This window comes from Candidatus Eisenbacteria bacterium, assembly GCA_018831195.1.
GTDB lineage: Bacteria > Eisenbacteria > RBG-16-71-46 > CAIMUX01 > JAHJDP01 > JAHJDP01.
The window spans coordinates 13,787-40,515 of record JAHJDP010000034.1 but is presented as its reverse complement, the minus strand read 5'-3'; the positions used below and the strand labels follow the sequence as shown (position 1 = coordinate 40,515).

Sequence of the window (26,729 nt, the reverse complement as noted above, 5' to 3'; positions counted from 1 at the left end):
TTCAATGGACCCTGCTTATCCCGAAGTCGAATCAGCGCCACCAGCCGGATCCCCGGCTGGAATGCAGGAACGGCCCCTCCTGCCCGACACCGGGTCCGACTCCGGCCGTGAGGCGGACCCCGAGAGCCTGAACGCGCTTCGCCACTTTCATCTCTCCCTCAATGATGAACCCGGTTCCGGCGATTCATCACCAGAGGAGTTCTCCCCCGCTCTTCTCTATCGCTTCAAAGATGCTTCCCGGGTCCGGACAAACTACCCTCTTTATCTTTACCCATCAAAGAGCGGTGATGGAGAGCGATTGATTCTTCCCCTCTCCGAATTGCTTTCGGAAACCCTTGATTCCTTCGCGCCGAATCCGGGCCAAGCCCGCATCCTGCGCGATAATCTGCTGCGTCTCGAGCGCGACATCCGTGAGGCGTTATACAAGAAACCGGGTCTCCATCCGGCGGGAAAGGTCCTGGCGCAGGCGGGGGAACAGCTAAAAAGAAATCTTTCGCTGGCCGGAGAGAACGCCGAAAACCTCGGAGCCGATCTTGAAACATTTCTCAAACAAGCGCCCCAGGGTGGATGGTTTCTCTCCTTCACGGACTCTTCATCGCTGCGCCTTCTGATTCACGCGGCGCATCACAAACTGAATCCCCGCCGCGCCGCCTTCAGAGATAATGTAAAACAGCTTCGCCATCATCTGAAGGAGCTTCTCACTATTGAACGGCATAAGGGTCCTGCTTCCAGAATGCCGGAGGCTCTGCGCGGGGAGCTCGGCGGTACCGGCGCCGATTTTGTGGATCCGCGAAAGCTCTCCAGTGTCCTTGGTTCCTGGCGGGGTGCGCCGCTCATGGCGCCGGAACGAAAACGGCGGATTGAGCATGTCCTGGGGCTGCTTGAAAGCTATCTGGCCCAGGACTCCGATCCGATCGTCGCGATTGTCCATGACGGATCGCTGCCATTGCCGGTTTCCGAGGATGAGTGCAATGGACGGCTGATTGAGGAGCCCGACCCCTGCGCCGGCGCCCTGATACATTTTCAGCGGCATGCGGCCCAATTTACCGAAATATTCCGAGCCGTTCGCATCGCTACTTTGGAGATTGAGGGATCCTACCATCCTGAGCATCACGATCCCTGGTTTGCGGAATTCGATTGGGAATCCTTTTCGAAAGAGGAGTTCCTACTGCTCCCGGTTGTTATAGCGCTGGAGTCATCAGAGCGCCTTGCCGGAAAAGGAATGCTTTCACTTTCACAATTGATTCTTTCCGGAAAGCCGATTCAAGTCCTGGTCCCGCATGACCCGGCACAGAATCCCGCCGCCCGGGGTCAAAAGGCCCTTCACGGATACCATTTGGAATTAGGATTCCTCGGAATCGGACACCGGGAAGCGCTGGTTCAACAATCCTCCGCCGCCCGTCCCGATCATCTTATGGAAGGGTATCTCGCCGGACTCGCGGCAACCCACGCCTCGTTGCACCTCATCGCCTGCGGCTTTGATTCAAGCCGGATGCAAGGCCGGCTTGATGCCTGGCTTCATGCCGGCGCCGCCATTGAGAGCCGGGCTCATCCCCTGTTCCGTTACAATCCTGAATCCGGATCCAGCTGGGCAAGCCGCTTGCATTTCAGCGGGAACCCGAATGCTGAAGAGAACTGGTCCATCCACAATCTCACCTGCCGGAAATCCGGTGGCGAAGAAATTTCCATCACCGCGGCCTTCACATTCGCCGACTTCGCCCTGTTGGAGCCCGATTTTCGCCGCCATTTTAAGGCTATCCCCGAACCTATCGTCAGCGAAGATCTCGTTTCGATCGCCGACTACCTCGATCTTGAGCGGGATGAAGCTATTGTCCGAATCCCCTTTGTCTGGGGCGTTGATCACGAGGGGCGCTTGCAGCGCCTCGCCATCACCCGGCGCCTGGCCTTGGCCTGCAAAGACCGGCTGGATTACTGGCGCACCCTTCAAGAACTGGCTGGGATCCGCAACGAATATGTCCGAGAGGCGACGCGGAAGGCGCAAGCGGAAGCAGAAGCAAAGTATCGCGTCGAGCGGGAGCAACTGCAGGCAACGCATGCCGATGAACTTAAGAGGATGAGAGAAGAAGCCGCCTCGGAGGCGATGGGCGGCCTGGCGGCCATGCTCCTGGATCTGGATGCCGGAGCCATGACGGCGCCGCTATCGACCCCGAGGGCGGCGTCCCCGGCGGCGCCGGCGAGGTCGAAAGCTCCCACCGCGCCGGCTCCCTCTGATCCGGCAGAGGCTGAGACGCGGGCGGAAGCGGCCGGACCGGCGGAGGCGGAGGAGGATATATCCTTCGATGAGCCTTGGGTCGGCACACCGCTTTGTACAAGTTGCAATGATTGCACTGTTATCAATCCGCTGCTTTTCGTTTATGACGAAAATAAACAGGTTCGTATCGGCGATCCACATGCCGGCACATTCGCTCAGCTGGTGGCTGCCGCGGAAAAGTGCCCGGGTCGCTGCATCCATCCCGGAAAACCATTAAATCCTGATGAGCCGAATCTCGAAGATTTGATCCGGCGCGCGGAGCCATTCAACGTTTAACGAGTGGAGGGAGGACGCTTGAGCAGCGTCATCATGGCCGCGGGGATCATGGCCGGTCTTGGCTTCTTCTTTGCCGGAGTCCTGGCTGTCGCATACCGTTTTTTGAATGTCCCGGAGGATCCCCGTTTGGAGAGTGTCGAAGCGATGCTCCCCGGCACCAATTGCGGCGCCTGCGGGGAACCCGGCTGCCATGCCTTCGCCGAGGCCCTTCTCGAGGGACGCCGGCTTCCCGGAGGATGCACCGTTTCGAGCCCTGACGCCGTCGAGGCGATCGCTGAGTTCCTCGGCGTCGATCCCGGCACTCAGGAGAAGCGCGTCGCCCGCCTGCATTGCGCGGGCGGACGTTCCCAGGCCCTTCAAATCGCCGCCTATGAGGGATACGGCACCTGCCGCGCGGCGGCGATCGTTTCAGGCGGCGGCAAAGGGTGCGCCTGGGGATGCCTGGGCTTGGGCGATTGCGACACGGCTTGTACTTTCGACGCCATTCATATGAATGCCGACGGACTTCCGATAGTAGACATTGAAAAATGCACCGCCTGCGGCGATTGCGTTGAGGTTTGCCCCAGGAATCTTTTCGAGATCCTGCCCTTGGATAAACCTCTCCTGGTGCAGTGCAGCGTGCCCCTGGCCGGAGAAGAGGCCTTGGCGCTATGCCGTGTCGCCTGCGACGCCTGCGGCCGGTGCGTTCAGGACGCGCCCGCCGGTCTCATAGCGACGGTGAATAACCTGCCGGTGGTCAGCTACAATAGTTCGATCCGGATGAAACCTGAAGCCACATTCCGCTGCCCCACGGGTGCGATCCAGTGGGTCACCGGACGACAATTTATAACCGAAGATCCTCTGTCCGGGATCGGGAGACGTTATGCCAAGTCTCACTGAGTTCCTGCGCCGATTTCGTGGAGACGGCCCAAAGAGAGACCTCGCAGAGAACCCCAAGGAAGGAATTGAGGCCCTGCTTGACGGCGCCACCGCCGTCGCCATGACCGAGGCCTGCCTGGCCGGCGCCCTTCCCAATGCCGCCTCCTTCCCCGCCGCGCGGGCTGTTCGCGCGTGGAACAACGAAAGAAACCGGGAAGAGGTGAACCTCTTCGGCCGATCGCTGATAACCATGGCGTCCGGCCGTTCCCGCGGATCCCTATCAACCGGCATGGGTCTCTCTCTCGCCGGTGTCCGCCCGGCGATCTTTATGGCCGGATCCGATGTCGCCTCCGCCCTCGACCTGATGACCCTCGCCGCGGGCCGGCACCTTCCCCTCGTCATTAATATGTCCTGCCGGGTCCTCTCCGCCAACGGAGCGTCCGCCGGATCAGGACATGACGCTTATCACCTCGCGGCCGACACCGGTTTCTTTTTGCTCTTTGCCCGCAATGTACAAGAAGCCGTCGATCTCAATCTTATCGCCCGGCGCGTCGCCGAGCGGGCTCTCATTCCAGGACTCGTGGCCATGGACGGACATCTCACGGCCCTGGCGCCTCAAAATGTACAACTTCTGGGTCCCGCAACGATCCGCAAATTCACCGGCAATCCGCAGGATGAAATCCCGGCGCCGACGCCGTCACAGGAAATGCTCTTCGGCCCCATGCGCCGGCGCGTCCCCCGCCGTTTTAATCTCGACCGCCCGGCCCTGCAAGGCGCTTATAAAAAAGCCGATATGTGGGGACTCGGCATGGCGGCCCGGCGGCCCTTCTTTTACAATCATCTCTCAAGCTGCCTGGACGAAGCGATGGCGTCCTTTGCGAAAAAGACCGGGCGCCTTTTGGATCCCATATCGGTTTTTAGAGAGGGCGATGCGGAAATTCTTCTCGTCGGCCAGGGTGCGGCGGTCGAAACGTTGGAGCGCGTCGCGTCAAGACTCCGGGACCGGGAAAAGATGAAGATCGGCGTGCTGGGCATCCGAACCCTTCGCCCTTTCCCCGCCAGGGAACTGACCGCGATCCTACGCGGCAAGAAGAGGGTGATTGTTCTGGAACGCGTCGATACCCCACTCTCCACCGATCCCCCGCTCACGCGGGAACTCCGAGCCCTCATCGATGAAGCAATCGAGAATGGATCCGCGGCGCCGTCCCGTGAGGGCGCCCCATCATGGAGCGGCCCCCCTCCGCATCTCCATTCCGCAATCTATGGGATCGGCGGTTTCCCGCTCCGGGAAGCCGACCTTGAGAAATGGATCCATGAAGTAGCCAAGGGGGGGCGGAGCCGCGTTTATTTGGGGATCGATTTTCTTCCCGCCCATTCCTCCTATCCGAAACGAGAGATCCTCCTCGAAAGAGTCCGGCGGGATTACCCGGATGTGGCTGAACTCGGCGTGCATTCCACATCAGTGCTCTCCGCGGATAAGGCCGCCGGTTGCGGTGCGAAGCTTTCGGTGGCCTTTATACGAAATGAAGGAGAAGAGACCGGCGCCATCGCGGCAGAGGCGGCCGCCCTGCTTTACAAATCCTTTGGCGGCGGGGCCCGGTGTCGGCCCGAATTGATCTGGGACCGGCGGGACCGTGTCTGCATAGACCGCATCGTTTTGGGGGAGGATTCGATCCTCGAGCCGGGTGATGATCACCCGATCGATGTTGCGGTCGTGACGGATTCTGATCTCAACGTCACGCTTCCAAGAATGGCTGTCGGCGGCGCGTTGCTTGTCGTCACCCGCGGAGGGGAAGAAGAGCCTCTCCGTTTGGCCCCCGCTCTCCACCAAAAGAGAGAAGAGTGGCAACTCGATCTTTATGCCGTGCCGGCTAATGAACCCGCATCGGGCGATTCCTTATCCGCTGATCCCGCATCCGGCGATTTCCCTTCAAGGATTTCAGAACGGATTTTGGGAGCCTTGACGGGATTGTTGGCGAAACGGGACAGCGATTTAAAACCGCGAAAAATTCTTTCGTCCTATGAAGAATTTCTGCATGAGCAGGATGACGCGGAAGGGGCCAGTCGCCTCGACAGCTTCCGGAGCGGCATGGAGAATGTACAACTGATTCAAGACCCGGGCATCGCGGAGAGGGCCGCCGCGGTCGAGGCGGATCCCGAAATCCCGATGTCGGTGCGCCGTCTCGGCCGGATCGACGCCGATGATGACAACCTTTCCCGGTTTTGGGATCAGGTGGGGGTTCTCTATCAAAAGGACGAAGAAGAGCAGATCACACCCGACCCCTACCTCGCTCTGGGAACCGTTCCGCCCCTCTCTTCAACATTCCGGGATCTCTCTAAAAACCGCAAGATTATGCCCCACTTCAATCCGGCGCCCTGCACCGGTTGCGGGAACTGCTGGTCCGTGTGCCCCGAAGGGGCTATCGGGCCGATCGCCCTGAGCGCCGTCGAACTGCTGGAGGCCGGTATCAGAATGGCCAAGGCTCGGGGAGATCAGGCCGATGCCCTCCGGCCGGTTGTTGCAAAGCTGGCCGCGCGAACCCACTCCCTGCTACTTAAGGGGAAGGCCGAGGCGCCTTCGGATGAAACACTGGGCGGACCCCTCACGACGGCCTTCAACTGGCTGATGGAAAAGATGGCCCCCTCCGCGGAGCGACGGAAAGAGCTGGAGAGCGCCTTCAAACCGGTGGCCGCGGCTGTCGGAAAACTTCCCGTGGCTTGTACAATTCCCTTCCTTGAGGAACCTGAAAAGAAAGCGCCGGGAAGCGGGAGTCTGCTTTCCGTCGTCATCAATCCGGAAACGTGCAAGGGTTGCTCCGCCTGCATCACATCCTGCGAGCCGGGCGCCATGACCGCCGGACCGCAAACGCCGGATCGGCAGGCCGCGGCGCAGGCCCTCCGCAAAGTGTGGGAAGAGCTTCCCGATACGAGCGGTGAAAATATCTCCCGGCTGTCGCATCATCCCGATGTCGGGCAGCCCGCAGCGATGTTGTTATCACGCCATTGCAGCCTCTCTCCCGCCGGCGGCGACGGCGCCGAAGCCGGATCCGGCGAAAAGACCGCCCTGCGATGGGTGCTGGCGGCGGCGGAGTACCATCTTCAGCCCCTCCTTCAAGATCATCTTAAGAAGATCGCATCCTTGCAGGATCGTCTCGCCGCGAAGATCCGGGAAACACTGGCCGACGCCCTTCCCACCGAAGATCTCCAGCTGCTCTCATCGGGATTGGATTCCCTGGGCCGGCAGGATCTCGATCTGGCCGCCTTTGCTGAAAAGATCAACGAAGCCTGCAAAACAAAGCAGGTCGACGGCGAAAGGCTGGGCCGGCTTGTCGATTCAGCACAGCGGCTGGTTGATCATCGATGGCGTTTGGAAAAGGGACCGGCGGGGATGGGCCGCGCCCGCGCGGCGATGGCCGTGGCGGAGGGCTCCACAACCTCATGGGCCGGATCGTTCCCCTATAATCCCTACGCCCTTCCGATCGTCCTCGATGACAGCGGCGAAACAGTGGAATTGGCCAAGGGGCTGGCCGAGGGGCTCCTCGATGAGGTGCTCGAGGATTTCCGGGACATTCGGCGGGCTCTCTTGGAGCTGGACAAGCCGCTCGAGGCGATTCGCTCTGTGCGGGGGTTGGAAAAGTTAACCTGGCGCGATCTGACACCTGAAGAAAGGTCGTTATGCCCGTCCTTGATCCTTGTCGGCGACGGACGGGTTCTGGGCGGTGAAAGCGCGGCGCAACTGGCTTCTCTGCTCGGTTCGGATCTCCCGGTCAAGGTCGTTCTATTGTCCGATCTTGCTGAGAATCTGGATCCCGGCATGGATGCCCTCAACCCGGGCCTCTCTACTGGAGGCGCCGGCGGCGACCCGGGGATCCTGGGACTGATGCAGCGCAACGCCTATATTGTACAATCATCGATCGCGCACGGCGCCCATCTCACCGAGGGGGTCCTGAAGGCTCTCCGCCATCCCGGCCCGGCCTTGATTCACATTCATGCGCCGAAACCGGATCGGCACGGCTTCGCGGAAGATATCGCGGTGGAACACGCCGGCCTGGCGGTACGCTCGCGGGCCTTCCCGCTTTATACCTATGATCCCGCCGCCGAAGGCGTCTTCGGCGCCCGGCTTGATCTTTCCGGCAATCAGAATATGAAAGCCGACTGGACCCAGGCCGAGGGGGTCCAGGGTGATGGGATCCAGAGCAAAGAGGGATCCTTCACCACCGTTTTCGATTGGATGGTGACGGAGCGCCGTTTCGTCCACCATTTCAGCGATCTCCAAGCGAGCGATCCATCTCCGACTCCCATCATCGATTACCTCAGATTGCCGGCGCTTCAGCGTTTCGGGAAAACACCCCTCGTTGTGGTGAAGACGGCGGGGAAAAACAGAGATGCCACCCGTGAGAGCGCGGAAAGACGTTTAAAATGTTCACCCGCAGCGGTGGCCTTTGCCCAATGGCGCCTCGATATCTGGCGGATGCTTCAGGAGTGGGCGGGTCTTGTCACGCCCTTCACGCAGAGGGTCAAGGAAGAGGCCGCAGCGGAAGTTCAGGCTCATCATGAAGCGCAGCTGGCCGCTCTCCGCAATGACTATGAAGGGCGGATCAACGACATCGGCGATGAAATCCGCGCCGAGATGGCCCAGCGCCTCCAGCAGCGGATGATGGCATTGGCCGGACATCGGCGATCACCCGGCAACGGACAGGATGAGGATGCGGCATCGTGAGTTTATCTTTAACATTACCGACTTTCCGGCACGGCATCCATCCCGAGGAATACAAAAAGGCCACCGAATGCATGCCGGTCGAGCGGATGCCGTTCACAAAACGGTATATCCTGCCGCTGAGCCAGCACACCGGCGCACCGGTCAAGCCGATTGTCCGTCCGGGTGAAACGGTCAGGCGGGGGCAGCTGATCGCCGAGCCGGGCGCTTTTGTCTCGATGGCCCTGCACAGCCCCGTGTCCGGAACCGTCACGTCGATCGCGGTGCATCGCCATCCCAACGGACAACTTCAGCCGGCGATCGAAATCGAAGCCGATCCCTTCGCAACACAGAAACTCGCGGCAAAGCCTCCCTTGGATTGGCGTTCGATGAGCTCAAAAGAATTTGTCGATCATGTGCAAAAGGCAGGCTTGGTCGGGCTGGGAGGCGCGGCCTTTCCGACGCATGTCAAATATGCCGTGCCGGAGGGAAAGCAGATCGAGCGGCTCGTCATCAACGGATGCGAATGCGAGCCCTTCCTCACGTGCGACCACCGGATCATGGTGGAGCGGGCCGATGCGATCCTCCGCGGGATCGAGATCGTCGCGGAAAAACTCGGGGTTAAATCGACAACGATCGGCATTGAACAAAACAAGCCCGATGCGGTTGAGGCGCTGCGCCGCCCCGCCACCGGCGGCCGGCCGGTCCATGTCGTGCCCCTCAAAGTTAAATATCCGCAAGGCGCGGAGAAGATGCTCATCAAGGCCCTTTTCGGTGTCGAGGTGCCGGCGGGCAAGCTTCCGCTCGATGTCAATATCGTCGTCAACAATGTGGGCACGATGGCGGCGCTGGCTGATTATTTCGATCGCGGCATCCCCATGATCGAACGGATGGTGACCGTCTCCGGACCGGGTATCAAACGGCCGGCGAATCTCATGATTCCGATCGGCACGCTGGTGCGGGACGTTCTCGATCATTGCGGCGGCCTCCTCCCCGAGACAAAATTGGTTGTGATGGGCGGGCCGATGATGGGGATGCCCCTCGCGAGCCTCGATGTTCCGGTTTTAAAAGGAACATCCGGCCTGCTCGCCTTCACAGAGGTGGAAACTCATTTCCCGACCGAATATGCTTGCGTTCGCTGCGGGCGATGCCTGGACGCCTGTCCAAACTTTCTAAACGCGTCACTGCTGGGACGTCTTGCCAAAGCAGGCCGGTACGAAGAGATGGAGAAGATGCACATTATGGACTGCATGGAGTGCGGATCCTGCTCGTTTTCATGTCCCTCGCATATTCCGATTATTCAACTCATCCGAGTGGCCAAGGGGGCCCTCCGTGAGCGGAAGGCAAAGTGATGGCCCCTTCTCTTGATCATAGGCTTCTTATACAAACATCCCCCTTCCTCAAACGGGAAATATCGACGCCCCGATTGATGCTCGAGGTGATCCTTTCCGTACTGCCGGTCCTCATCGCCGCCATCTATTTCTTCGGCCTCAGCGCGCTCCTGGTCGTTTTCGCCGCGATCCTCGGCGCGATCGCCACCGAATGGGGATTGGGATCGCAGCGGCCGCGCTGGGTCACCCTGCGTGATGGAAGCGCGATCCTCACCGGCCTTCTCCTCGGGCTCACATTGCCGCCCGGCATCCCGCTCTGGATGGCCTTTATCGGGGGCGTTGTCGGCATCGGTCTCGGCAAACTCATTTGGGGCGGACTGGGGCAAAACCTTTTCAATCCGGCCCTTGTCGGAAGAGCCTTTCTTCAGGCTTCCTTTCCCACAACCCTGACCTCCTGGTCGGTTCACGGCGGCTTTAACGAATTCCTCTCGATCCGCGGGCAGAATCTGGCCCTCCCCTTTCTTCACGGCGCCGCCGACGCCGTCACGACCGCCACGCCCCTCGCCCTCATGAAATTTCAGCATCAGTCGACCGATTGGCAGGCTCTGCTGATCGGCCAGACCGGCGGTTCGCTCGGTGAAACAAGCGCCCTCATCATTATCCTTTGCGGCGCTGTTATGCTGGCCCGGCGGATTTTTGACTGGCGCATCCCTGTCTCGATTCTGCTGTCGGTGGCGGTCTTCTCGACGCTCCTTTTTCTCATTGCGCCGCAGCAGTATCCGGCCCCGTGGTTCATGCTTCTCTCCGGTGGTTTGCTCTTCGGCACTATTTATATGGCGACCGATCCGGTCACCTCGCCCCTGTCGCCGAAAGCGACTTGGATTTTCGGCGCGGGGATCGGTGTGCTCGTTGTCCTGATCCGCCTCTTCGGCGGTCTTCCCGAGGGTGTGATGTACGCGATCCTTCTTATGAATGCGGCCGCGCCGCTGATTGAACGATCCATTCAACCGCGGGCCTTTGGACGGGGGAGATCTTCATGAGCCAGGCAGGCCAAACCGACGCCACCCCCGCCGCGTCCCAGGTGAGTTCGCTGCGGATGATCATGACGCTGGGGCTGGCCGGTCTCTTTTCCGGCCTGATGATTGTCGGGATGTATGAATGGACCTTGCCGAGAATCACGGAAAATCAGGCGCGGGCTCTGCGGGCGGCTGTTTTTCAGGTCGTTCCAGGGTCCAGCACGATGCAGAAACTTATTGTACAAGATGGACGCCTCATCGTTGTCGGCGAGGAGGAGGCGAAAGGCGCGGCGGCGATCTATGCCGCTTATAATGCCGACGCGCAATTCCTCGGCTACGCCATCCCGCATGAAGGCTCGGGGTTCCAGGATGTGATCAAATTGATCTATGGCTACAATCCGGCGGAAAAAACAGTCGTCGGACTTCAGATCCTCGAAAGCCGCGAGACACCCGGGCTGGGCGACAAGATTATCAAGGACGCCGATTTTAAACAGAACTTCCAGCGGCTCAGCGTTGAGCCGGAGATCCGCGCCGTCAAGAAGGGCGCAAAATCGGCCGCGAATGAGATTGATGCGATTACCGGCGCCACGATCTCATCCAAAGCGGTCGTCAAAATCCTCAACGCGGGGAATGCCACATGGGTCCCGCTGCTGCCGGAACCGGGAAGCGAACCGCCGGCGGCCCGTGGCGAGGCTCCGGCCGAGGGCCAAGCGCCTTCGATGAACGACGACCATCCTCCAGCCAACGAGGGGGGGCAATAATTCATGGCCGAAATTAAAGATCCGGGCGCGGCCTACGCCGAATTTGTTAAAGGGATCTGGAAGGAAAACCCGATCTTTGTGCAAGTTCTTGGCATGTGCCCCATGCTGGCCGTCACCAACAGCGCCATCAACGCCCTCGCCATGGGAGCGGCGACCTTCTTTGTTTTGGTCGGCTCGAGTTTCCTCGTTTCCTTGCTGCGGAACTATATTCCCAAACAGGTGCGGATCTCGACTTATATCATTATTATCGCGACCTTCGTCACCGTCGCCGACTTCGCGTTGAAAGCGCTGGTCCCCGATGTGCACCGCGCGCTGGGCGCCTTTATCGCCCTCATCGTCGTCAACTGCATCATTCTGGGCCGGCAGGAGGCTTTTGCGTCGCGAAACACCGTCTGGATGTCGGTTCTGGACGCTCTGGGGATGGCCATCGGATTTGCTTTCGCCCTGCTCTGTCTCGGCTCCGTCCGGGAGATCCTCGGCAGCGGCTCGCTCTTCGGCATTGATCTCTTCGGCCCCAGCTTTGAGCCGTGGGTCATCATGATCCTGCCGCCGGGAGGCTTCATCATGCTGGGTCTGATCCTGCTTGTCTTCAACGCCATGACACAGCGGCGCCTGAACCGGGCTAAGGCGCTGGCGAGGAGGACGGCCTAATGGCATATCTCTTCTGGATCTTCATCAGCGCCATGATCATTAACAATTTCACGCTGACCTATTTCCTCGGCCTCTGTCCTTTCTTCGGTGTTTCGGGACGCCTCATCGTCGCCTTCCGGCTCGGTCTGGCGAATATCTTCGTCATGGTGATCACCTCGATCTGCGCCTGGACCCTCAACACCTACATTCTGGTCCACGCGCCCTATCTGCAGCTGATCAGCTACATCGTCGTTATCGCCAGTACCGTGCAGTTTGTGGAGATGGTGATCAAAAAACTGAGCCCGGCCCTCTTCCGCGCCCTGGGTATCTTCCTGCCGCTGATTACGACAAACTGCGCCATCCTGGGTCTCGCCATCTTTCAGACAAATCGGGGATACGGCCTGGCGCAGGGATTGGTCTTCGCCCTTGGCGCCGGCGCGGGTTTGACCCTCGCCCTGGTTCTGATGGCCGGATTGCGGGAGGAAGCGGAGCTTTCCGACATCCCCGCCGTCGTGCGGGGCACGGCGATGAATCTCCTTATCGCCGGTATTCTCTCTTTGGCCTTTATGGGATTCGCAGGCCTGTTCAGCGGCGCTTGAGATTTTGACACTATCAGGCTCAGCAGCGGCGCCTGAGGTTTTAACAATATCAGGCTCAGCAGCGGGCTTGAGGTTTTGAGGAGTCCGGCGAGGTGCCGGTCCTAATGAAGGGTGATATGCCGGTTCATATTCTCGCCATCATCGGTCTCGCCGTCCTCTGTTCTGGATGGATCATTGTACAACGCTTCATTTCACGCCATGATCCGGAAGCGCCCACGATCGAGCGGAATTGCGGGTGCTGCGGCGAGGACTGCACGGTGGATGATGACGGCAAGACATGCCGGATGGATCAGAACCGCTAAGCGAATCCCTGTGCATTGGAGCCGTCAGACGACGCCCTATGGATCAGAACCGCTGAGCATTTCCTTTACGATCAAAGGGCCCTCGGAGGCCGGATGTGTCGAAAGATCTTATGAATTCCCATCTATTAGCTCGTATCGCTCTTATCATTCTCGCTCTGCCGACCCTCCTCCTCTCCTGCACCTCGGAGAGGACCGACACATCTGAAGCCCCCCCCTATCAGATCTTCGCCGAACCGATGATGGGAACCACCATCGAGGTGATGGTTCCGGAAAACGAAGCGGCGGCGGCACAGGCTCAGGCCGTCTTTACCCTTTTCAACGATATCGAATTGCGGATGAGTGAGTGGCGCGAGGGATCTCCCCTTGCCGTCGTCAATCAGCACGCCGGCGGTGATCCCGTCCCCATCCCTGAGGATCTACTGGCCGTGATCCAAAGGGGATTGGCATTGGGCGATCTCACCGGCGGCGCCTTTGATATAACCTGGGCCGCTCTGTGGGGGCTTTGGGATTTCAAGGCGGAGCATCCCTTCGTACCCGATGTGGAGGCTATCCGCGCCCGCACCGCCCTGGTCGATTACAAACAGCTCCAGGTTGATGACGCGGCGGGAACAATCCGTCTCCCCGCAGAGGGGATGAAGATCGGCCTGGGCGGCATCGCCAAGGGTTATGCTCTCGATCGAGCGACGGCTTTGTTAAAGGAAAAGGGCGTCACCTCATTTCTTCTCTCAGCCGGCGGGCAGGTCTATGCCTCCGGGATGCGGGGCGACCGGAAGTGGCGGGTCGGGATCCGGAATCCGCGCGGAGAGATCGACGATTATTTTGCTACCATGGAAGTCAGCGACGCCTCAGTATCGACGAGCGGCGATTACGAACGTTTCTTCATTTTGGATGGGATTCGCTATCACCATATCCTGGATCCACGAACCGGCCGGCCGGCCCGCGGACTCCGCAGCGCCACCGTCATCAGCTCCGACGCCACCCTCGCCGATGCCCTCTCGACGGCCTTCATGGTGATGGGTGTCGATCCGGCGCTGGCTCTGGCCGAGACACTTCCGGATGTAGAAGCTGTTCTGATTGACGCATCGAATGAAGTTCATACGACATCGGGGATGAAAAATCGGCTGATCGTGACGCATGAGCTACCACGCCTGTCACCCTAAGGGCCGGGATCGCCGGCGGGAGGAATCACCTGGCCCCGCTCAGAAAAAGTCTCGCCGGCTGGACTCTGCAATATACTGCCATACAAGGAGTTATAGGATCGGCCCGCGGCAGATCCCACCTTCTTGTTTTGAGTCGGAGGTTGTAAGAACCAGCTGACTGAAAATAGCGGAGCTGGACAAAATGATCACTCGATATACAGACACTTGATCTTTGCTGCTCCGCCCTCCGAATGACTCGCTTTGATAAAGTAAATCCCTGCCGGGATTGAATTTCCCAATTCATCCAAACCATCCCATTTCAGCGCATGGGAACCTTGTGTCTGGTTACGATGATACAAGGTTCGGATCAAGCGCCCTGAAATATCATAGACACCAATATGAAAATCTCCTTCCGCAGCTAATCCGTAGCGGAGAGTTATCTGATCCTGGAACGGATTCGGACGCACCTCGAACCTTTGTATGACCTGAGAGGAATGGGTTGGTATTGAATCCGATGCTCTGACCTCAATCGACCCAAAGGATGGGATCTTGTTAAAGGCGGTGGCATTGACCTCCAGAAAACCAGCGCTATTGGGCGCCTCGGCAAACTCAACATAGGCCAAGCCGGTCAGATCGGTATAGGCGGAGCCGTAAAGAATCCCATCCCCATAGAAGGCCACCAAAGCCCCTTCAATAGGCCCCTCGGCATCTTCCACGAGAACTTCCGCCCCCGTCGCCCCGATCGGAATCGCTTCATCATGCGCGACGGTCATCGCTCCAGGCGTATCGGTGTAGAAAAAGAGGGAGGGATCGCCGAAGAGATGCCACGATTGAACACATTCCGATCCGGTCCCATTACCCAATCCGGGGTGGTCGCTGATCGCCTTCATCTCGCCGTTAAAGGTGAGTCCTCCGATGGTATGGTGGACATCCTCGACCAAGCGATGAATGATCTCTTCCTGCCCCACCCAAGCCGCCGTCGTCTGTCCGACGGAGGATCCCATGAAAACGATCGATCCCCTCGCCGCTTCAGGTGTTCCCACCCTCTGCCACGCTTCAGCAAAGCAGGTCTGCCCCTCGAAGTCTCCATTGCTGCAAGCGACGGAAATGATGACCGGGGTCATGGCATCGTTTTGGAGTTGCGCGGCATGCGTGTTCGAAAAAGCCGAGGTATTCCAGCCGGTGGGACCGCCATGACCCAGATAATTCACCCATCCCCTGCCGTCATTAATCGCCGTGGTGACCTGGTAGGCCGCCGCACCCGGATCATAGATCGTTGTAAATTCAGAATAATTGTAAGCCTGCATCAGCACACGGAGACCTTCCATGAGAATCCAATCCTCGGGATAAGGATCAAAGGCCACGTTGCTGGCGATACCGGCCGCCTTATGATACCAATCGGCCGCAGGATCGGGCGCCATCTCATATTGAAGGTTCTTATAAATGACTGTTCCGGCCTGAGCCGCATCCTCCACGGAGAATCGGCCGATGAAAGCATCGGGATACTGGTCATCCCCCGCCAGTAATGTATAAACGGGATCGGCGGCGGCCCCGTTGGCCCATCCTGAGGTACCGATGGCGGGCGGGACATCCTCGGCATCCCCCACGATGAGGATGTAACAGAGGCTTTCAGCCGAATCATAGAGATTTTTAATAAACGTCTTTATCTGAGCCGGGGTGTTCCCGGTGTCGTTCGGATAAAGATAAAGCGCGGTCGGGATTCCCTTGCGATTCTTCCACTCAATAAAGGGAAAAACCTCCTGATCCATCGCCGCGGTCGTAATAACAATCATCCGTCCTTCTTCAGAGATAGTCGGATACCGGCTCCTATAATTTTCATAGTTCAGGAAATGAGTCTGATAAACCCCCTCGAAGGCTCCCGGTATGGTTCGGTGGCAGGTGTTTGGGGTGATCCCCTGGAGTTTTTCATCCATACGGATCCTCACCGTGATGACAGAGGCAATCCTTAACGTTTGTTGAACAGGATTATAGAGAAAAGGGCGGAAGATGACGGTAATCCCATGAAAATCCCGCAATACATAGGGATCACCGAGTTGGGCAAACCGGCCGGGACTCTCCTCATCACGTTGGTACGTTATCCCGGGCGCCGGGGGATTTAGTATCTGATCTTCCGTCCGCGGAACCGGCCCGGCGGAAGGAAGGATGATGCCGCCCGGTTTCTCGATAACTTGAACATGAACAATGTCCAAGGAGATGCCGGCGGGATCAGGAATGATGATGTCTCGAGTCACATAGGGAAGATCAGGAATTCCGATTTCATGTGGATAAGCGGCATCCTTCAAATCAATCACCTGAAATGAGCCCCTCCCGGTCTCTACCCTGTGGATGTCATACGCGTCAAGGGAGAAGGTCAGAACGACTTCAGATGGCGTATCAGAAACGAGGTTGATTGTATAAGATCCGAGAGCCGGGGAGCAAAGGCAGAGAATGATGAAGAGGCCAATGATGAATGTTTTTCTCATATCCGGGACCGGCCTCTTTCTCGTGGAGAGTGAGTCTCTGAAATACCGATTTGGGAAGGTCAGTCCCCTTTTGCGCAGAATGCGAGGCATATTAACCCTCCAGTACCCTGAAAACCCCCGTAATTCCTCGCTGTTATTATACCAGCAAAGAATCGATGCGTCCGGATATAGGATTCAATGATGACTCATCCGCTTCGGGATCCTGAACCGGGCGAGGGCCATCCGATCACCTCCAGAAAAAGTCTCGCCGGCTGGACTCTATAACTTGTTTCTATAATACAAGATACGAGATCGACCCTTGACCGTATCCTCCGCTTCGGCTCGCCTCAAGAGTTACGAAAACAAGTCGGTCCGCCGATCAATCCTTAGTTGAGAGGACGGAGACGATGGAGGGAGGCCAGCGATAATTGATGAAGTCGCCGGCTGGAGCTGGAGAATGGAATTGATGAATGGAGACGATGCATGAATACCGTTAAAAGGATTGCGGTGCTGGGCGGCGGGAGTATCGGGACGGCGATCGCGAGGGGTCTGGTCGGATCGGGACAGTATCGACCGGAGCAGATCACCATCACGCGCAGGAAACTCGATCGGTTGCAGGCTTTGGCTGATCGCGGATTTCACGTCACGGGAGATAATGTTGAAGCCGTAACAAGCGCCGCCCTCATCTTCCTCACCGTCGACCCTCTGAATCTCGATGGTCTGATTCACGAGATCTCACCGGCCCTCGATCCATCCCGGCATGTCATCATCTCCATCGTCTCGGGTGTCAGCATCGTGGAGATCATCTCCCTCATCGGCAAGGAACTCCCCGTGGTCCGGGCGATGCCGAATACCGCCATCGCGATACAGGAATCGATGACGGCGCTGGCCGCCCTGCCCGGCTCCGAGCACGCCATCGAAATCGCCAAGCAGATCTTTGATCCCCTTGGGAAAACCCTTGTCATGGCAGAAGACCAGATCGTCCCGGCGACGGCGCTTTGCGCCTGCGGTATTGCTTTCTTCTTGAGGGCGATCCGCGCCGCTTCCCAAGGCGGCATCGAGATTGGTTTTCATCCCGATGATTCCCTGCTCATCGCCTCGCAGACGGCGAAGGGGGCGGCCTCATTGCTGTTGAGCCACGAGAAACACCCCGAACAGGAGATCGACAAGGTCACAACACCACGGGGTTGTACAATTTCAGGGTTGAACAAGATGGAACATGAAGGTTTCAGCTCATCGATGATCCGCGGTATTGTCCTTTCCGCGGAGAAGGCGGCGCAGCTCTACAGCCGCCCCGCAAAGTGAAGGCAGGCGTCCGGCTTCGAGAAGCGGGATCAACCGGAGAAATGATAAGAACCGGAATCCGCCACCGGGAGATGAGTTTGAGATGAGTGAAGACCAACAGAACAGCAGCCCCTCACCCGAGAAGGCGCTGGGGCGCCTCCGGGAAGAGATCGCCGATCTCGACGGGGCTTTGCTTGAGCTTCTTGAACGGCGCTTCAATCTAGCCGCCGAAGTCGGCAATCTCAAAGCGGAGATGAATCAACCCGTCGTCGTTCACAAGGTCGAGCAGCGGGTCCTCAGCCGGGCGCGGCAAGCAGCGGAACATTGCGGTATCTCGATTGAGGTGATGGAATCGATCTTCACCGCCATTATCAATGCTTCGGTTGAGCGGCAGCACCGGGTCGGCGTTAAGCGAAGAGCCAAAGGCGGCGCGCAAATTTTGATTCTCGGGGCGGCCGGCGGGATGGGTGTCTGGCTGCGGCATTTTCTCGAGGGGATCGGTCATACAACAACGGGTGTTGATCCGGCGTGGCGTTCTCTGCCGAAGGTCAAAGGCCGATATGGAAACTTGCAAGATGTAGAGCAGGTCGCGGATTTTGATGCGCTCTTTGTCTCGGTTCCTTTGGAATCGACGGCATCGGTGCTGCAGGAAATGATAGGCGCCCCCCCCGGTCCTCCTATTTTTGAAATCACCTCGATTAAATCCCATCTTAAAAAAGATCTCGACGCCCTTCGCAAGGCGGGAACGATGACCATCTCGCTGCATCCGATGTTCGGCCCCTCAAAAAATCCCTATGAGCCCCTCACAATGGTTCATGCCGTCGGGGAAAACGAGGCGTTAGAGAGACGGATGATCCAGGAGCTTCTCGCCCATCCCTATCTCGATCTGGTGAGCCTGCCCTTCGATCGCCACGATCAGCTGATGGGATGGCTGCTCGGGATGGCTCACCTGACCGGGATGCTTTTTGCTTCAGCCCTCACCCAATCGGGCCTCGACCCCCAAGAGCTGGGGCGGGCCGCCTCCACAACCTTCATCCGCCAGGTGGCCACGGCGCGATCGGTTCTCGAAGAAGATCCCCACCTTTATTTCGCCATCCAGCGTTTAAACCCTTTCCGGGGAGAGGTTTACGAGGCACTTTCGAAGACGCTGAGGCGGTTGACCGGACTCGTTGAGAATGATGATCGCGACGGATTTGCCACCGCCCTCCTGGAGGCGATGAACTCCCTACCGAAACTCCCATAGCTACGGGCTGCTGAACTTGACCTAATGGTCAGCCTGCTCTGTTCCCGGCGGATCTGACCCCTTACACTTAAAAGCAGGAAACTTGGCAGAGCCTTTCTTGCACTGGGGTGGTTTACGATGAAGCGAGTGAGACAAAACCCCCGGAGACCTATCGCCGTCGCGATATTTCCGTGCGCATTTTCATCCTTCTTTCTATCCGCACTTCCGTCTTTGCTTCTTCCCGCCTTTCTGTCCACCGGAGCGATCGCCGAGACCTACCACGTTCCGGGAGATTATCCATCCATCGGATCCGCCATCGGGGTCGCTGCTTGGGGGGACACCGTTCTGGTGGGACCTGGGACCTATCGGGAGAGGAATCACGATACCGAATTGGGCTCCGCGAAATACATTTTGAAAAACGGCATCACCTTGCTGAGTGAAGGCGGCCCCTCCGCCACCGTTTTGGATGGCGAGCGGGAGGGAACCGTTCTTTACGCCAATGATGTGGGTGCAGCGACGATCATCGAGGGATTTACCATCGCCCGCGGAGAGTCATCGGGAGATTACCCCGATATCTTCGGCGGCGGCATCTTATGCTCCGCCTCATCCCCTGCCTTCAGGGATTGCGTTATCACGGGCAATGTCGCCGATCACGGCGGCGGGCTTTACTGTATCAATGGATCGGCGCCTTCGTTCTTGAATTGTACCTTCATGTCGAATGAAGCGCTCTACAGGGGCGGGGGCATATTTATCTCTTCCTCGGAGCCGACATTCGAGAATTGTATCATCACAGGGAACCGGGGCGAGTCGGGCGGCGGCATCTATACAACCTATGACGCCTCGGTCTTTCTTGGCTGCACTATTTCCGGGAATGAGGCCACCTATCGGGGTGGAGGATTCTACTGCTTCTTGACCAGTACTCCGGTGGAGTTGGAACGGGTGATCCTAAGAGGGAATTGCGCCGCCGTCGGCGGGCAAGACGCTCAATTGAAATGGTCCGGGTTTTCCTTGACCTGCAACGCGCTGCGGTGGGATGGGATCGAAGGAACCAATCATCAGCTTATTGTGAACAGTCTTCAGGTCGTGGAAGATCCCCTCTTTTGCGAACCGGAGCCGTGCGATGAAGCGCCGACGCCTTTGGGGAATTATACACTCGCGGGCAGCTCTCCTTGTCTTCCGGAATCGAGCCCCTGCGGCCGGCTCATCGGGGCCTTGGGCGCGGGCTGCACCATCCCCTCCCCCACCCTGTCGATAAGCTGGGGGAGGCTGAAGCTTGGGCGATAGCCGTCCCGAGCTTCAGCTCCCCGAGTCGATTCATTCTTACCGAACCAAGGCCGGGATCCATCCGGCGATTGCGACATGCGCGGCTGCCGTAAGACCTATCCGGTCACCGTCACCTTTCCGGCGGCGCTTTGCGTCCCATTTTCCCAACGGATGAAATAGACACCGGGTGACACCCTGCGCCCCGCGCGGCCGATCCCATCCCATGTCGCATTGAATATTCCATTCCCCTTTGCGACGGGTCTGAGCATCCGTAGCGTCCGGCCCTGCGCATCGAAAACGAGCAAACGTCCCGACTCGGCGTTGTCCGCGGCAAATTCAATCGTGCAGGAGAATCGCATCGGGCTGGGATGCACCTGCAGGGAACGCACCGATCCAGTCAATTCGGACGCGGTGACATCGGATGAGATGAGACCGTGAGGACCCGGGCCGGCGGGGACATGGCCATGACAGACGGTGCAATCACTGAGTATGCCGGCATGCCCCTGCAAGGTGATATTGTTGGCGTTATCCCGCGCCTCCCGGCTGGGATAAATCGCGTGCGGGCTGCCATGGCAGGCGGAGCACATCACACCGCCATGCCCGGTGCTGTTCCTGAAAAGCTGGCCGGCCGGTTCACCATAGGTGGCCGTATGACATTCCCGGCAGGAGGGCTCGTCGACCCAGGGGGTGCGGCCGTTGCTGATCGTTTGCTGAACGTGGTCCATATCCCCGTGGCAATCCTGGCAGATCATGTTGTAATCATTCGCCATCGTTCCGCGCAGACATCCGGTTTCTTCACCTGGGTGGCATTTGTAGCAACCGTCGATACCGGAATAAAGCTCATCGATGAACTTGTGCGCGCTGTGGATGGCCTTTGAGAAATAATCGGCATCGGGTATCCCCTGCGTTCCCAAGGCCGGATCGGCGTGGCAGCTGGCGCAGAGGATCGGCGTATTGTTCGGATTAAACCCGCCCTCTTCCTCATGCATGTTCAGAAGGCTGCTTTCGCTGCTATGGCAGCTGGCGCTGACGCAGCCCACCTCAGTGGAAACGGGGATGACCGGCTCACTTCGGGCCAATTCAACTCCCTGCAAGTCCCTGGCGATCACGAGGGCCTGCTGATAGGGATCTTCATTCGTGGGGTCGGCGTCGGTGAAGGGAGTGAGGGGGATCCCTTCGGCGGAAAAGTGGGTTCCATGCGGATCCATCACATCATTCAGGCCCTTGCCGGTCAGACCGATATCATCCGGCAGATTCACGCCAAAGAGTTTGTACGCGTAGTCCCAAAAATCGGTCTTCCCAACTGAATAGGTGTTTCCGGGGATTGAGTACTCTACCGTGACATCTTGCGTCACTAGGGAAGGCAGGGTCAGCTCGTCGCCCCTCTGGATGACCTGCGCCCACAGGTTATTGTACGGCGGCAGGATGGAGATATTCTGGTGATCCTTGTTCATGCAATGCATACCCAGATCATTCCAACTTAAGATGACATGGTCGCCCAATCGATCGGCGGCCATCGACGAAGGCACCCATCCGGCGAGTAGGATGAGTATGGTCGCTGAAATGAGAATCCGTCGTAAGTAGTTGTGGTAGTATATCATGGCTTGATCCCCATAGACTGAATCCTGAATCCAGCATATCCTAACTGGTGTGATAATAATCGACCAAAATTAGTAAATCAAGAGTATAAAATTAGAATATTCGATGGGTCTGGAATAGAGAGGGGAATGAGCCTGGGAACGAGCCGGGAACGTGTCTGGAATGAGCCTGAGAACGAGCCGGGAACGTGTCTGGAATGAGCTTAAGGACGAGCCTGGGGATGAAAAGCCGCTAGAGACTGCCTGAGACCGCTGGAAGCCGAAAGAAGCCGTCGGCACACCCCGCACTGGGATTGGGCAAGACCTGAATAAACGCCTTACTCATCGCTCTCACAGTGTCGGGAATTCCCGGCGGCTTCTCAATGGCCACAAAAGACAGCTACAAAAGGCAACTACGGGTGCATCTATCAGAGACCTAAGCCTTCTTCTTCTTCTCTTTCCGAGCCTTCTCACTCTGAACCGGCTCGCCGCCATCGGTCATGGTCTGACCGACCAGCAGATCCTCATGAAGAACGCCGAAGCCGACTTCGCGGGTGACGGACCGCCGCTGCGCGAGAGAAGATCTGATCTCTTTCACACCTTCCCAGAGAAAAGCGCCAAGGAAGACGAGAAGGAGAACGCCGCCGATGATGTGATAGCGGCCGTGAAAGAGAAGCTCACTGAATGTCATTGTGTTGGTATCCATTTTACTACCCTCCGTTTCAGGTCTTGTCCAAACTTACGATCCCTAGGTTATGCATAAGCCTTGCCAAATTCTGAAAAAAAAGTGAAGGGATCAGTTAATGCGGTATGAAGGCCTATTGAGACCTCCTCCCCGGCGCACGTTGAATTTTTAAAGAGGCATCCATTCTTTTTTGTGTAGGAAATCCCAACACGGTGCCGGGGAATCCAACACATTCGAGATCATGCCGGGATCCCATCAACATCTTCCGGATAGGTAAAAACGCCGGAAAGGACCTCGGGATAAGCTTTCCTGGGGAACAGCAGCCGGTGCTCCCTCTTTGGTATCAGTCTTGCAGTGGAATAAGGCGGACTTTGGAATCTGGAGGAGGATAGGTCATGAAATGTCCATTCCTGAAAGAGATGAGTGTAAAATACTGTCAACTCTGTCGGCTGAAGATGATCCCCCAGACCCATGCTCAGCCTGAAGATGAGAGATGTTCCAGCAGAGATTATTCCAAATGTACATTGGCTCAATCACATTATAAGGGGATGCAACCTCAAGAGAGATGCCCGTTCCTTTGCGAGCAAAAGGTTCAGTATTGCTCAGCTTCCTCGGTCCCGAAACTCATTCCCTGTGAAGAAGATCGGACATCCCGATGCACAGGAGACGGTCATCGCTACTGCCAGTTGTATCTCTCGCTGGCTCGACCGCAAGTGAAGGATCTCCCGCGGAGAACGGACTCCGGATCTTCCGATGGGTTGCAGCCGCGATCGATCACCTCACCGCAAAGACGCGTATCTTCCCAGGCGCTCACTGCACCTGTCGGGGTCAGGGTTGAGTATGTCGAGGATATCCCGGTGCCGATCGATTTATCTTTCACACCCAATCATATGTGGGTGGATTCCAGTGACGGCCAATCGTATTATGTCGGAGTGGATGCTTTTTTCGTGAAGGTACTGGGCCGGGTCGATCAGGTTTCCTTCCCTTCACACCGAGGAGAAGGCCGGCCGGTCGTCAGGTTCGGTATATCGGGCGTTGATTTTGATCTGGTTTTCCCCAGTTCTATCAACGTGACGGAGATCAACGCGCATCTGACGGTTGATCCGTCGGATTTGATCCAAGATCCTTATGGGCGAGGCTGGCTCTTTGAAGGTATCCAGTTTCCAGGTATTGGCGGTGACCCGGACAAAAATATGTTTACCGGATCAGAGGCCACAGGCTGGATGCGGAATGAGACGAACCGAATTGCACAATTCATGCAGGATCAACATTCCAAGCATCATCCGGAAGTTGGACATGTAATGCAAGACGGTGGTTGGATTGCCGGCAACCTCGCTGGAACATTGGATCGCGCCGGATTGGTCAGATTACACAGCGAGTTTTTCTCGCTGCCTTATCGACATTAGTCGACTAGAAATGCGGCAGGGAAGATGGACGAGACTTCTGTCCCAGAGGATTCCTCACAACCTTCCGGGGGGCGGCGGTCACTCGTGACAAGACACCTCGGCAAGATGGCCTTCCTACTTGGACTCCTGGGAGGCCTCGCCCTTGGATGGCTTTGGCTGCCCGCTGTTCTCTACGAGCGTATCGAACAACCCCTATCATTCAATCATGCTTTGCACACGGGCGAAGATGTTGGCCTCACCTGTGAGGAATGCCATTCCTTCCGCGATGATGGCAGCTTCACGGGGATTCCCGGAATCGAAAACTGTATGGGCTGCCATGAAGCGCCCATCGGTGAGTCGAAAGATGAAATCGAGCTGGCGGGTTCCTATATCTCCAAGGGATTGGAGATTCCCTGGCTTGTCTACTCGAGGCAGCCGGAAAATGTCTACTTCTCTCACGCCCCCCATATCCATCTGGCCAAGCTCGAGTGCCGGCGCTGTCATGGAGATCATGGAACGACAGAAACCCTCCGCCCCTTCGAAAGGAATCGGCTCAGCACCTACAGCCGCGATATTTGGGGCCATCGGATATCGGGCGGCGGGCCTGATCCATGGAGCTCAATGAAGATGGACGATTGCGAAGACTGCCATAAAGACAAGGGCGTCGACGACTGCTGTCTCAACTGCCACAAGTAATCTATTGGAGCCTGAATGATGTCGATCACACGGCGGACAATTCTGAAAATGTTTGGCGGGGTCGCCGCCGGATCAATCATCTCTCCGCTACCTTGGAAACTCATCGCTGACGGGACGATCTGGACGCAAAATTGGTCTTGGATGGCCAGGACCCTGCGCGGTCCGATCAGCACCAAATTTACAACCTGTACACTCTGTCCGGAAGGATGCGGTGTACGCGTGCGGATGGTCGGAGAGAATCCCGTTTCAGTGTGGGCTCAACAAAATCATCCGGTCAGCCGCGGGACAATTTGCCCCATCGGCCTCGGCGCGGCGCAGCTCCGGTTTCATCCGGCGCGGATTGAACGGGCGATTCAGAGGAACGGCTCCGGCCGTGGAAATGCCTGGACTCCGATCGCGACCGAAACCGCCATCGCCGAAACCGGGAAGATTCTCGCCGAATTGAGAGCTTCCGGCAAGTGCGACGGACTCGCGGTCTTGGACTTGCGGCCCGGAAGAGCCATCTCGGATCTGTACACTGACTTTCTAAAACTCGCCGGCGGCGGACAATACCTGACCATTCCATCAGGCAGGGATCTCTCCGGAACCGTATTTAAAGAGATGGCGGATGACCTTGCCGGCGCCCCCGGTTACGATCTTCTTCATTCCCGCATGATTCTCAGTTTCGGCGCGCCGCTTTATGACGGATGGACAGGAGCGGGTCCTGTCCCCGAGCTGGCGCTTCGATTGACCGGCATTCGGGCCGGCAACCCGCCGGGTGTTATACAAGTGGAGCCGAATCAATCCCCCACCGCGGCGAAGGCCGGCCGCTGGCTTGCGATCAAACCGGGCACGGAGACGACCCTCGCTTTGGGATTGGCTCACGTCATTCTTGACGAGGAATTATACAATAAGGATGCGGGACCCGCCGTTCTGGATCTTGAAGACGGCCCACAACCCGGATTCAGAAGTTATGTCCGGCATTTCACGCCGCAAAGGGTCAGCGACATCACCGGACTTGCGCCGCAGGTGATTGCGCAAACGGCGCGGGATTTAGCTCATCAGCAACCCTCCATCGCGATCGGCGCAGGGGATGCCGGCGGCGGGCCGCTCGGTAGCGGCGAAGAAGCGGCGATCTGGGGGCTTAATTGCCTCCTGAATGGATTAGGGCGACGCGGCAGTATCCTCACGCGTCCGGCGTTGCCCGCATCCGTCGGCAAGGATTCAGCGTTAAAGCATCCATGGACATTGGAACCCCGCTCCATCTGGGATCTCCCCGATGAATCGATCCATCTCTTGATCGCTGACGGCGCCAATCCCGGATTCGCCTGGCCGAAACAACTGCTTGAGAGAAAATTGGCCCCCTCCGCCCGCATCGTCTGCTTGACGCCGTTCCTATCCGGCATTGCGGAAATGGCCGACCTGCTCCTTCCGACACCGGCGCCGGGCGAATGGCTTGAGGATATCCCGCCCCAAATCCTGGCGATGAAAAATACCTATGGCCTCGCACCTTCCATCAATCCGGCCCCGAGCTTTGCCCTTCATCCGGGAACGATCCTGGCAAACATTGCCATTGCGGCCGGTCTACAGCCGCCGGGAGCGTCGGGTGATGAAGCGGTGGAACGCCGGATTCAAGATCGTATTGAGGCGCTCTATAACAGCGGCCGGGGCGGCATTTTCGATCCCGCAGCAACGGAAATCAAACCATCGAATGAACTCCGTGATGCCGAGGAACTCCGCGCCATACTGAACCGCGGAGGCTGCTGGATTGATCAGGCGGAACCGGTCCCGGTCACATCCTTCCGATTTTTCGGGAAAGAGGGCCGGATGCGCCCCGCCATCGAATGTGTAACCAACGGAAGGTTGGAGCTGCTGACCGTATCCGAGAAAGAGTATCCGCTGATTCTCATGCCCCACGGCTCCTCCGGCATCGCGGGTGGGGGCGCCGTGCCGCCGGTCCTGACAAAACTCCATCGGGAATCGAATCTTCGTCCCTTCCCGGCGCAGGCTCAGATCAATCCCGCCACGGGGCGGAAACTCGGACTTAAAAACAGAAGTTCCGGGGAGCTCTCAACACCGGCCGGAAGCCTGCAGGTGTGGATATTGTTTAACGAATCGGTGATGCCCGGTGTTGTCAGGGTCGCCACCGGACCTGATCCTGTTTCCCTTGGAGATTTAAAATCCGGAAAAGGGCCGGATATTCTCCAACTTTGTGCCATCACGGAACGGTCAGTCCGGCGGGTGAGCCGGGCAGCCCTGAGGATGATTTAGCTGTGAGTGAGAAGAAACCAAAAGA

General features: G+C 58.0%; 19 protein-coding genes. 16 read left to right on the top strand and 3 right to left on the bottom strand.

All coding sequences use genetic code 11. From position 1 onward, the window contains the following. The first annotated feature begins 4 nt into the window (after positions 1 to 4). The 10 genes from KJ970_07155 (at position 5) to KJ970_07110 (ending at position 13,901) form a co-directional block, all read left to right on the top strand. Positions 5 to 2,548, top strand: a complete 2,544-nt coding sequence (locus KJ970_07155; protein MBU2690691.1) for a ferredoxin — start codon at positions 5 to 7, stop codon at positions 2,546 to 2,548. Positions 2,549 to 2,596: 48 nt separating this feature from the next. Then, positions 2,597 to 3,427 (top strand): 4Fe-4S binding protein, encoded by an 831-nt coding sequence (locus tag KJ970_07150; GenBank protein ID MBU2690690.1) that lies wholly within the window; start codon positions 2,597 to 2,599, stop codon positions 3,425 to 3,427. After that, on the top strand, positions 3,411 to 8,126 hold the full coding sequence (locus KJ970_07145; protein MBU2690689.1) for a 4Fe-4S binding protein: 4,716 nt from the start codon (positions 3,411 to 3,413) through the stop codon (positions 8,124 to 8,126). The genes KJ970_07150 and KJ970_07145 overlap by 17 nt, the downstream gene beginning before the upstream one ends. Further along, a complete protein-coding gene (gene rsxC / locus KJ970_07140; protein MBU2690688.1) occupies positions 8,120 to 9,454 on the top strand; it encodes an electron transport complex subunit RsxC in 1,335 nt (444 codons plus the stop codon). Before KJ970_07145 ends, rsxC begins: the two co-directional genes overlap by 7 nt. Continuing rightward, positions 9,454 to 10,473: an RnfABCDGE type electron transport complex subunit D gene (locus KJ970_07135; protein MBU2690687.1), complete on the top strand. Its 1,020-nt coding sequence runs from the start codon at positions 9,454 to 9,456 to the stop codon at positions 10,471 to 10,473. The genes rsxC and KJ970_07135 overlap by 1 nt, the downstream gene beginning before the upstream one ends. Beyond that, a complete protein-coding gene (locus KJ970_07130; protein ID MBU2690686.1) occupies positions 10,470 to 11,210 on the top strand; it encodes an FMN-binding protein in 741 nt (246 codons plus the stop codon). The genes KJ970_07135 and KJ970_07130 overlap by 4 nt, the downstream gene beginning before the upstream one ends. Before the next feature lie 3 nt (positions 11,211 to 11,213). Beyond that, positions 11,214 to 11,861, top strand: coding sequence for an electron transport complex subunit E (locus KJ970_07125; GenBank protein MBU2690685.1), 648 nt, complete (start codon positions 11,214 to 11,216; stop codon positions 11,859 to 11,861). Next, the gene (locus KJ970_07120) at positions 11,861 to 12,439 is read left to right on the top strand and encodes an electron transport complex subunit RsxA (GenBank protein ID MBU2690684.1); all 579 of its coding nucleotides are present in this window, start codon (positions 11,861 to 11,863) and stop codon (positions 12,437 to 12,439) included. Before KJ970_07125 ends, KJ970_07120 begins: the two co-directional genes overlap by 1 nt. Positions 12,440 to 12,531: 92 nt before the next feature. Beyond that, positions 12,532 to 12,741 carry a hypothetical protein gene (locus KJ970_07115; protein MBU2690683.1) on the top strand — a complete coding sequence of 70 codons (210 nt, stop codon included), beginning with the start codon at positions 12,532 to 12,534 and terminating at the stop codon, positions 12,739 to 12,741. Positions 12,742 to 12,836: 95 nt separating this feature from the next. After that, positions 12,837 to 13,901, top strand: coding sequence for an FAD:protein FMN transferase (locus tag KJ970_07110; protein ID MBU2690682.1), 1,065 nt, complete (start codon positions 12,837 to 12,839; stop codon positions 13,899 to 13,901). 185 nt (positions 13,902 to 14,086) lie between these two features. On the opposite strand, the gene KJ970_07105 is transcribed toward KJ970_07110, so the two are convergent. After that, entirely contained in the window at positions 14,087 to 16,363 is a 2,277-nt protein-coding gene (locus KJ970_07105; GenBank protein MBU2690681.1) for a T9SS type A sorting domain-containing protein, read from the bottom strand. Between the two features lie 462 nt (positions 16,364 to 16,825). Between KJ970_07105 and proC the strand changes: the two genes are divergently transcribed. The 3 genes from proC (at position 16,826) to KJ970_07090 (ending at position 20,132) form a co-directional block, all read left to right on the top strand. Then, the gene (gene proC / locus KJ970_07100) at positions 16,826 to 17,647 is read left to right on the top strand and encodes a pyrroline-5-carboxylate reductase (GenBank protein MBU2690680.1); all 822 of its coding nucleotides are present in this window, start codon (positions 16,826 to 16,828) and stop codon (positions 17,645 to 17,647) included. Positions 17,648 to 17,729: 82 nt separating this feature from the next. Next, positions 17,730 to 18,869, top strand: coding sequence for a prephenate dehydrogenase/arogenate dehydrogenase family protein (locus KJ970_07095; protein ID MBU2690679.1), 1,140 nt, complete (start codon positions 17,730 to 17,732; stop codon positions 18,867 to 18,869). A gap of 117 nt (positions 18,870 to 18,986) precedes the next feature. Continuing rightward, positions 18,987 to 20,132: a right-handed parallel beta-helix repeat-containing protein gene (locus KJ970_07090; GenBank protein ID MBU2690678.1), complete on the top strand. Its 1,146-nt coding sequence runs from the start codon at positions 18,987 to 18,989 to the stop codon at positions 20,130 to 20,132. Between the two features lie 95 nt (positions 20,133 to 20,227). On the opposite strand, the gene KJ970_07085 is transcribed toward KJ970_07090, so the two are convergent. Together KJ970_07085 and KJ970_07080 are read right to left on the bottom strand one after the other, a co-directional pair. Beyond that, positions 20,228 to 21,712 carry a hypothetical protein gene (locus KJ970_07085; GenBank protein MBU2690677.1) on the bottom strand — a complete coding sequence of 495 codons (1,485 nt, stop codon included), beginning with the start codon at positions 21,710 to 21,712 and terminating at the stop codon, positions 20,228 to 20,230. Between the two features lie 412 nt (positions 21,713 to 22,124). Further along, positions 22,125 to 22,394, bottom strand: coding sequence for a hypothetical protein (locus tag KJ970_07080; GenBank protein ID MBU2690676.1), 270 nt, complete (start codon positions 22,392 to 22,394; stop codon positions 22,125 to 22,127). A gap of 374 nt (positions 22,395 to 22,768) precedes the next feature. On the opposite strand from KJ970_07080, the gene KJ970_07075 reads away from it, so the two are divergent. From KJ970_07075 to KJ970_07065, 3 genes are all read left to right on the top strand, one after another. After that, entirely contained in the window at positions 22,769 to 23,779 is a 1,011-nt protein-coding gene (locus KJ970_07075) for a hypothetical protein (protein MBU2690675.1), read from the top strand. A gap of 105 nt (positions 23,780 to 23,884) precedes the next feature. Continuing rightward, on the top strand, positions 23,885 to 24,454 hold the full coding sequence (locus tag KJ970_07070) for a cytochrome c family protein (GenBank protein MBU2690674.1): 570 nt from the start codon (positions 23,885 to 23,887) through the stop codon (positions 24,452 to 24,454). Positions 24,455 to 24,469: 15 nt separating this feature from the next. Then, positions 24,470 to 26,704, top strand: coding sequence for a molybdopterin-dependent oxidoreductase (locus KJ970_07065; GenBank protein ID MBU2690673.1), 2,235 nt, complete (start codon positions 24,470 to 24,472; stop codon positions 26,702 to 26,704). Positions 26,705 to 26,729: the final 25 nt, after the last annotated feature.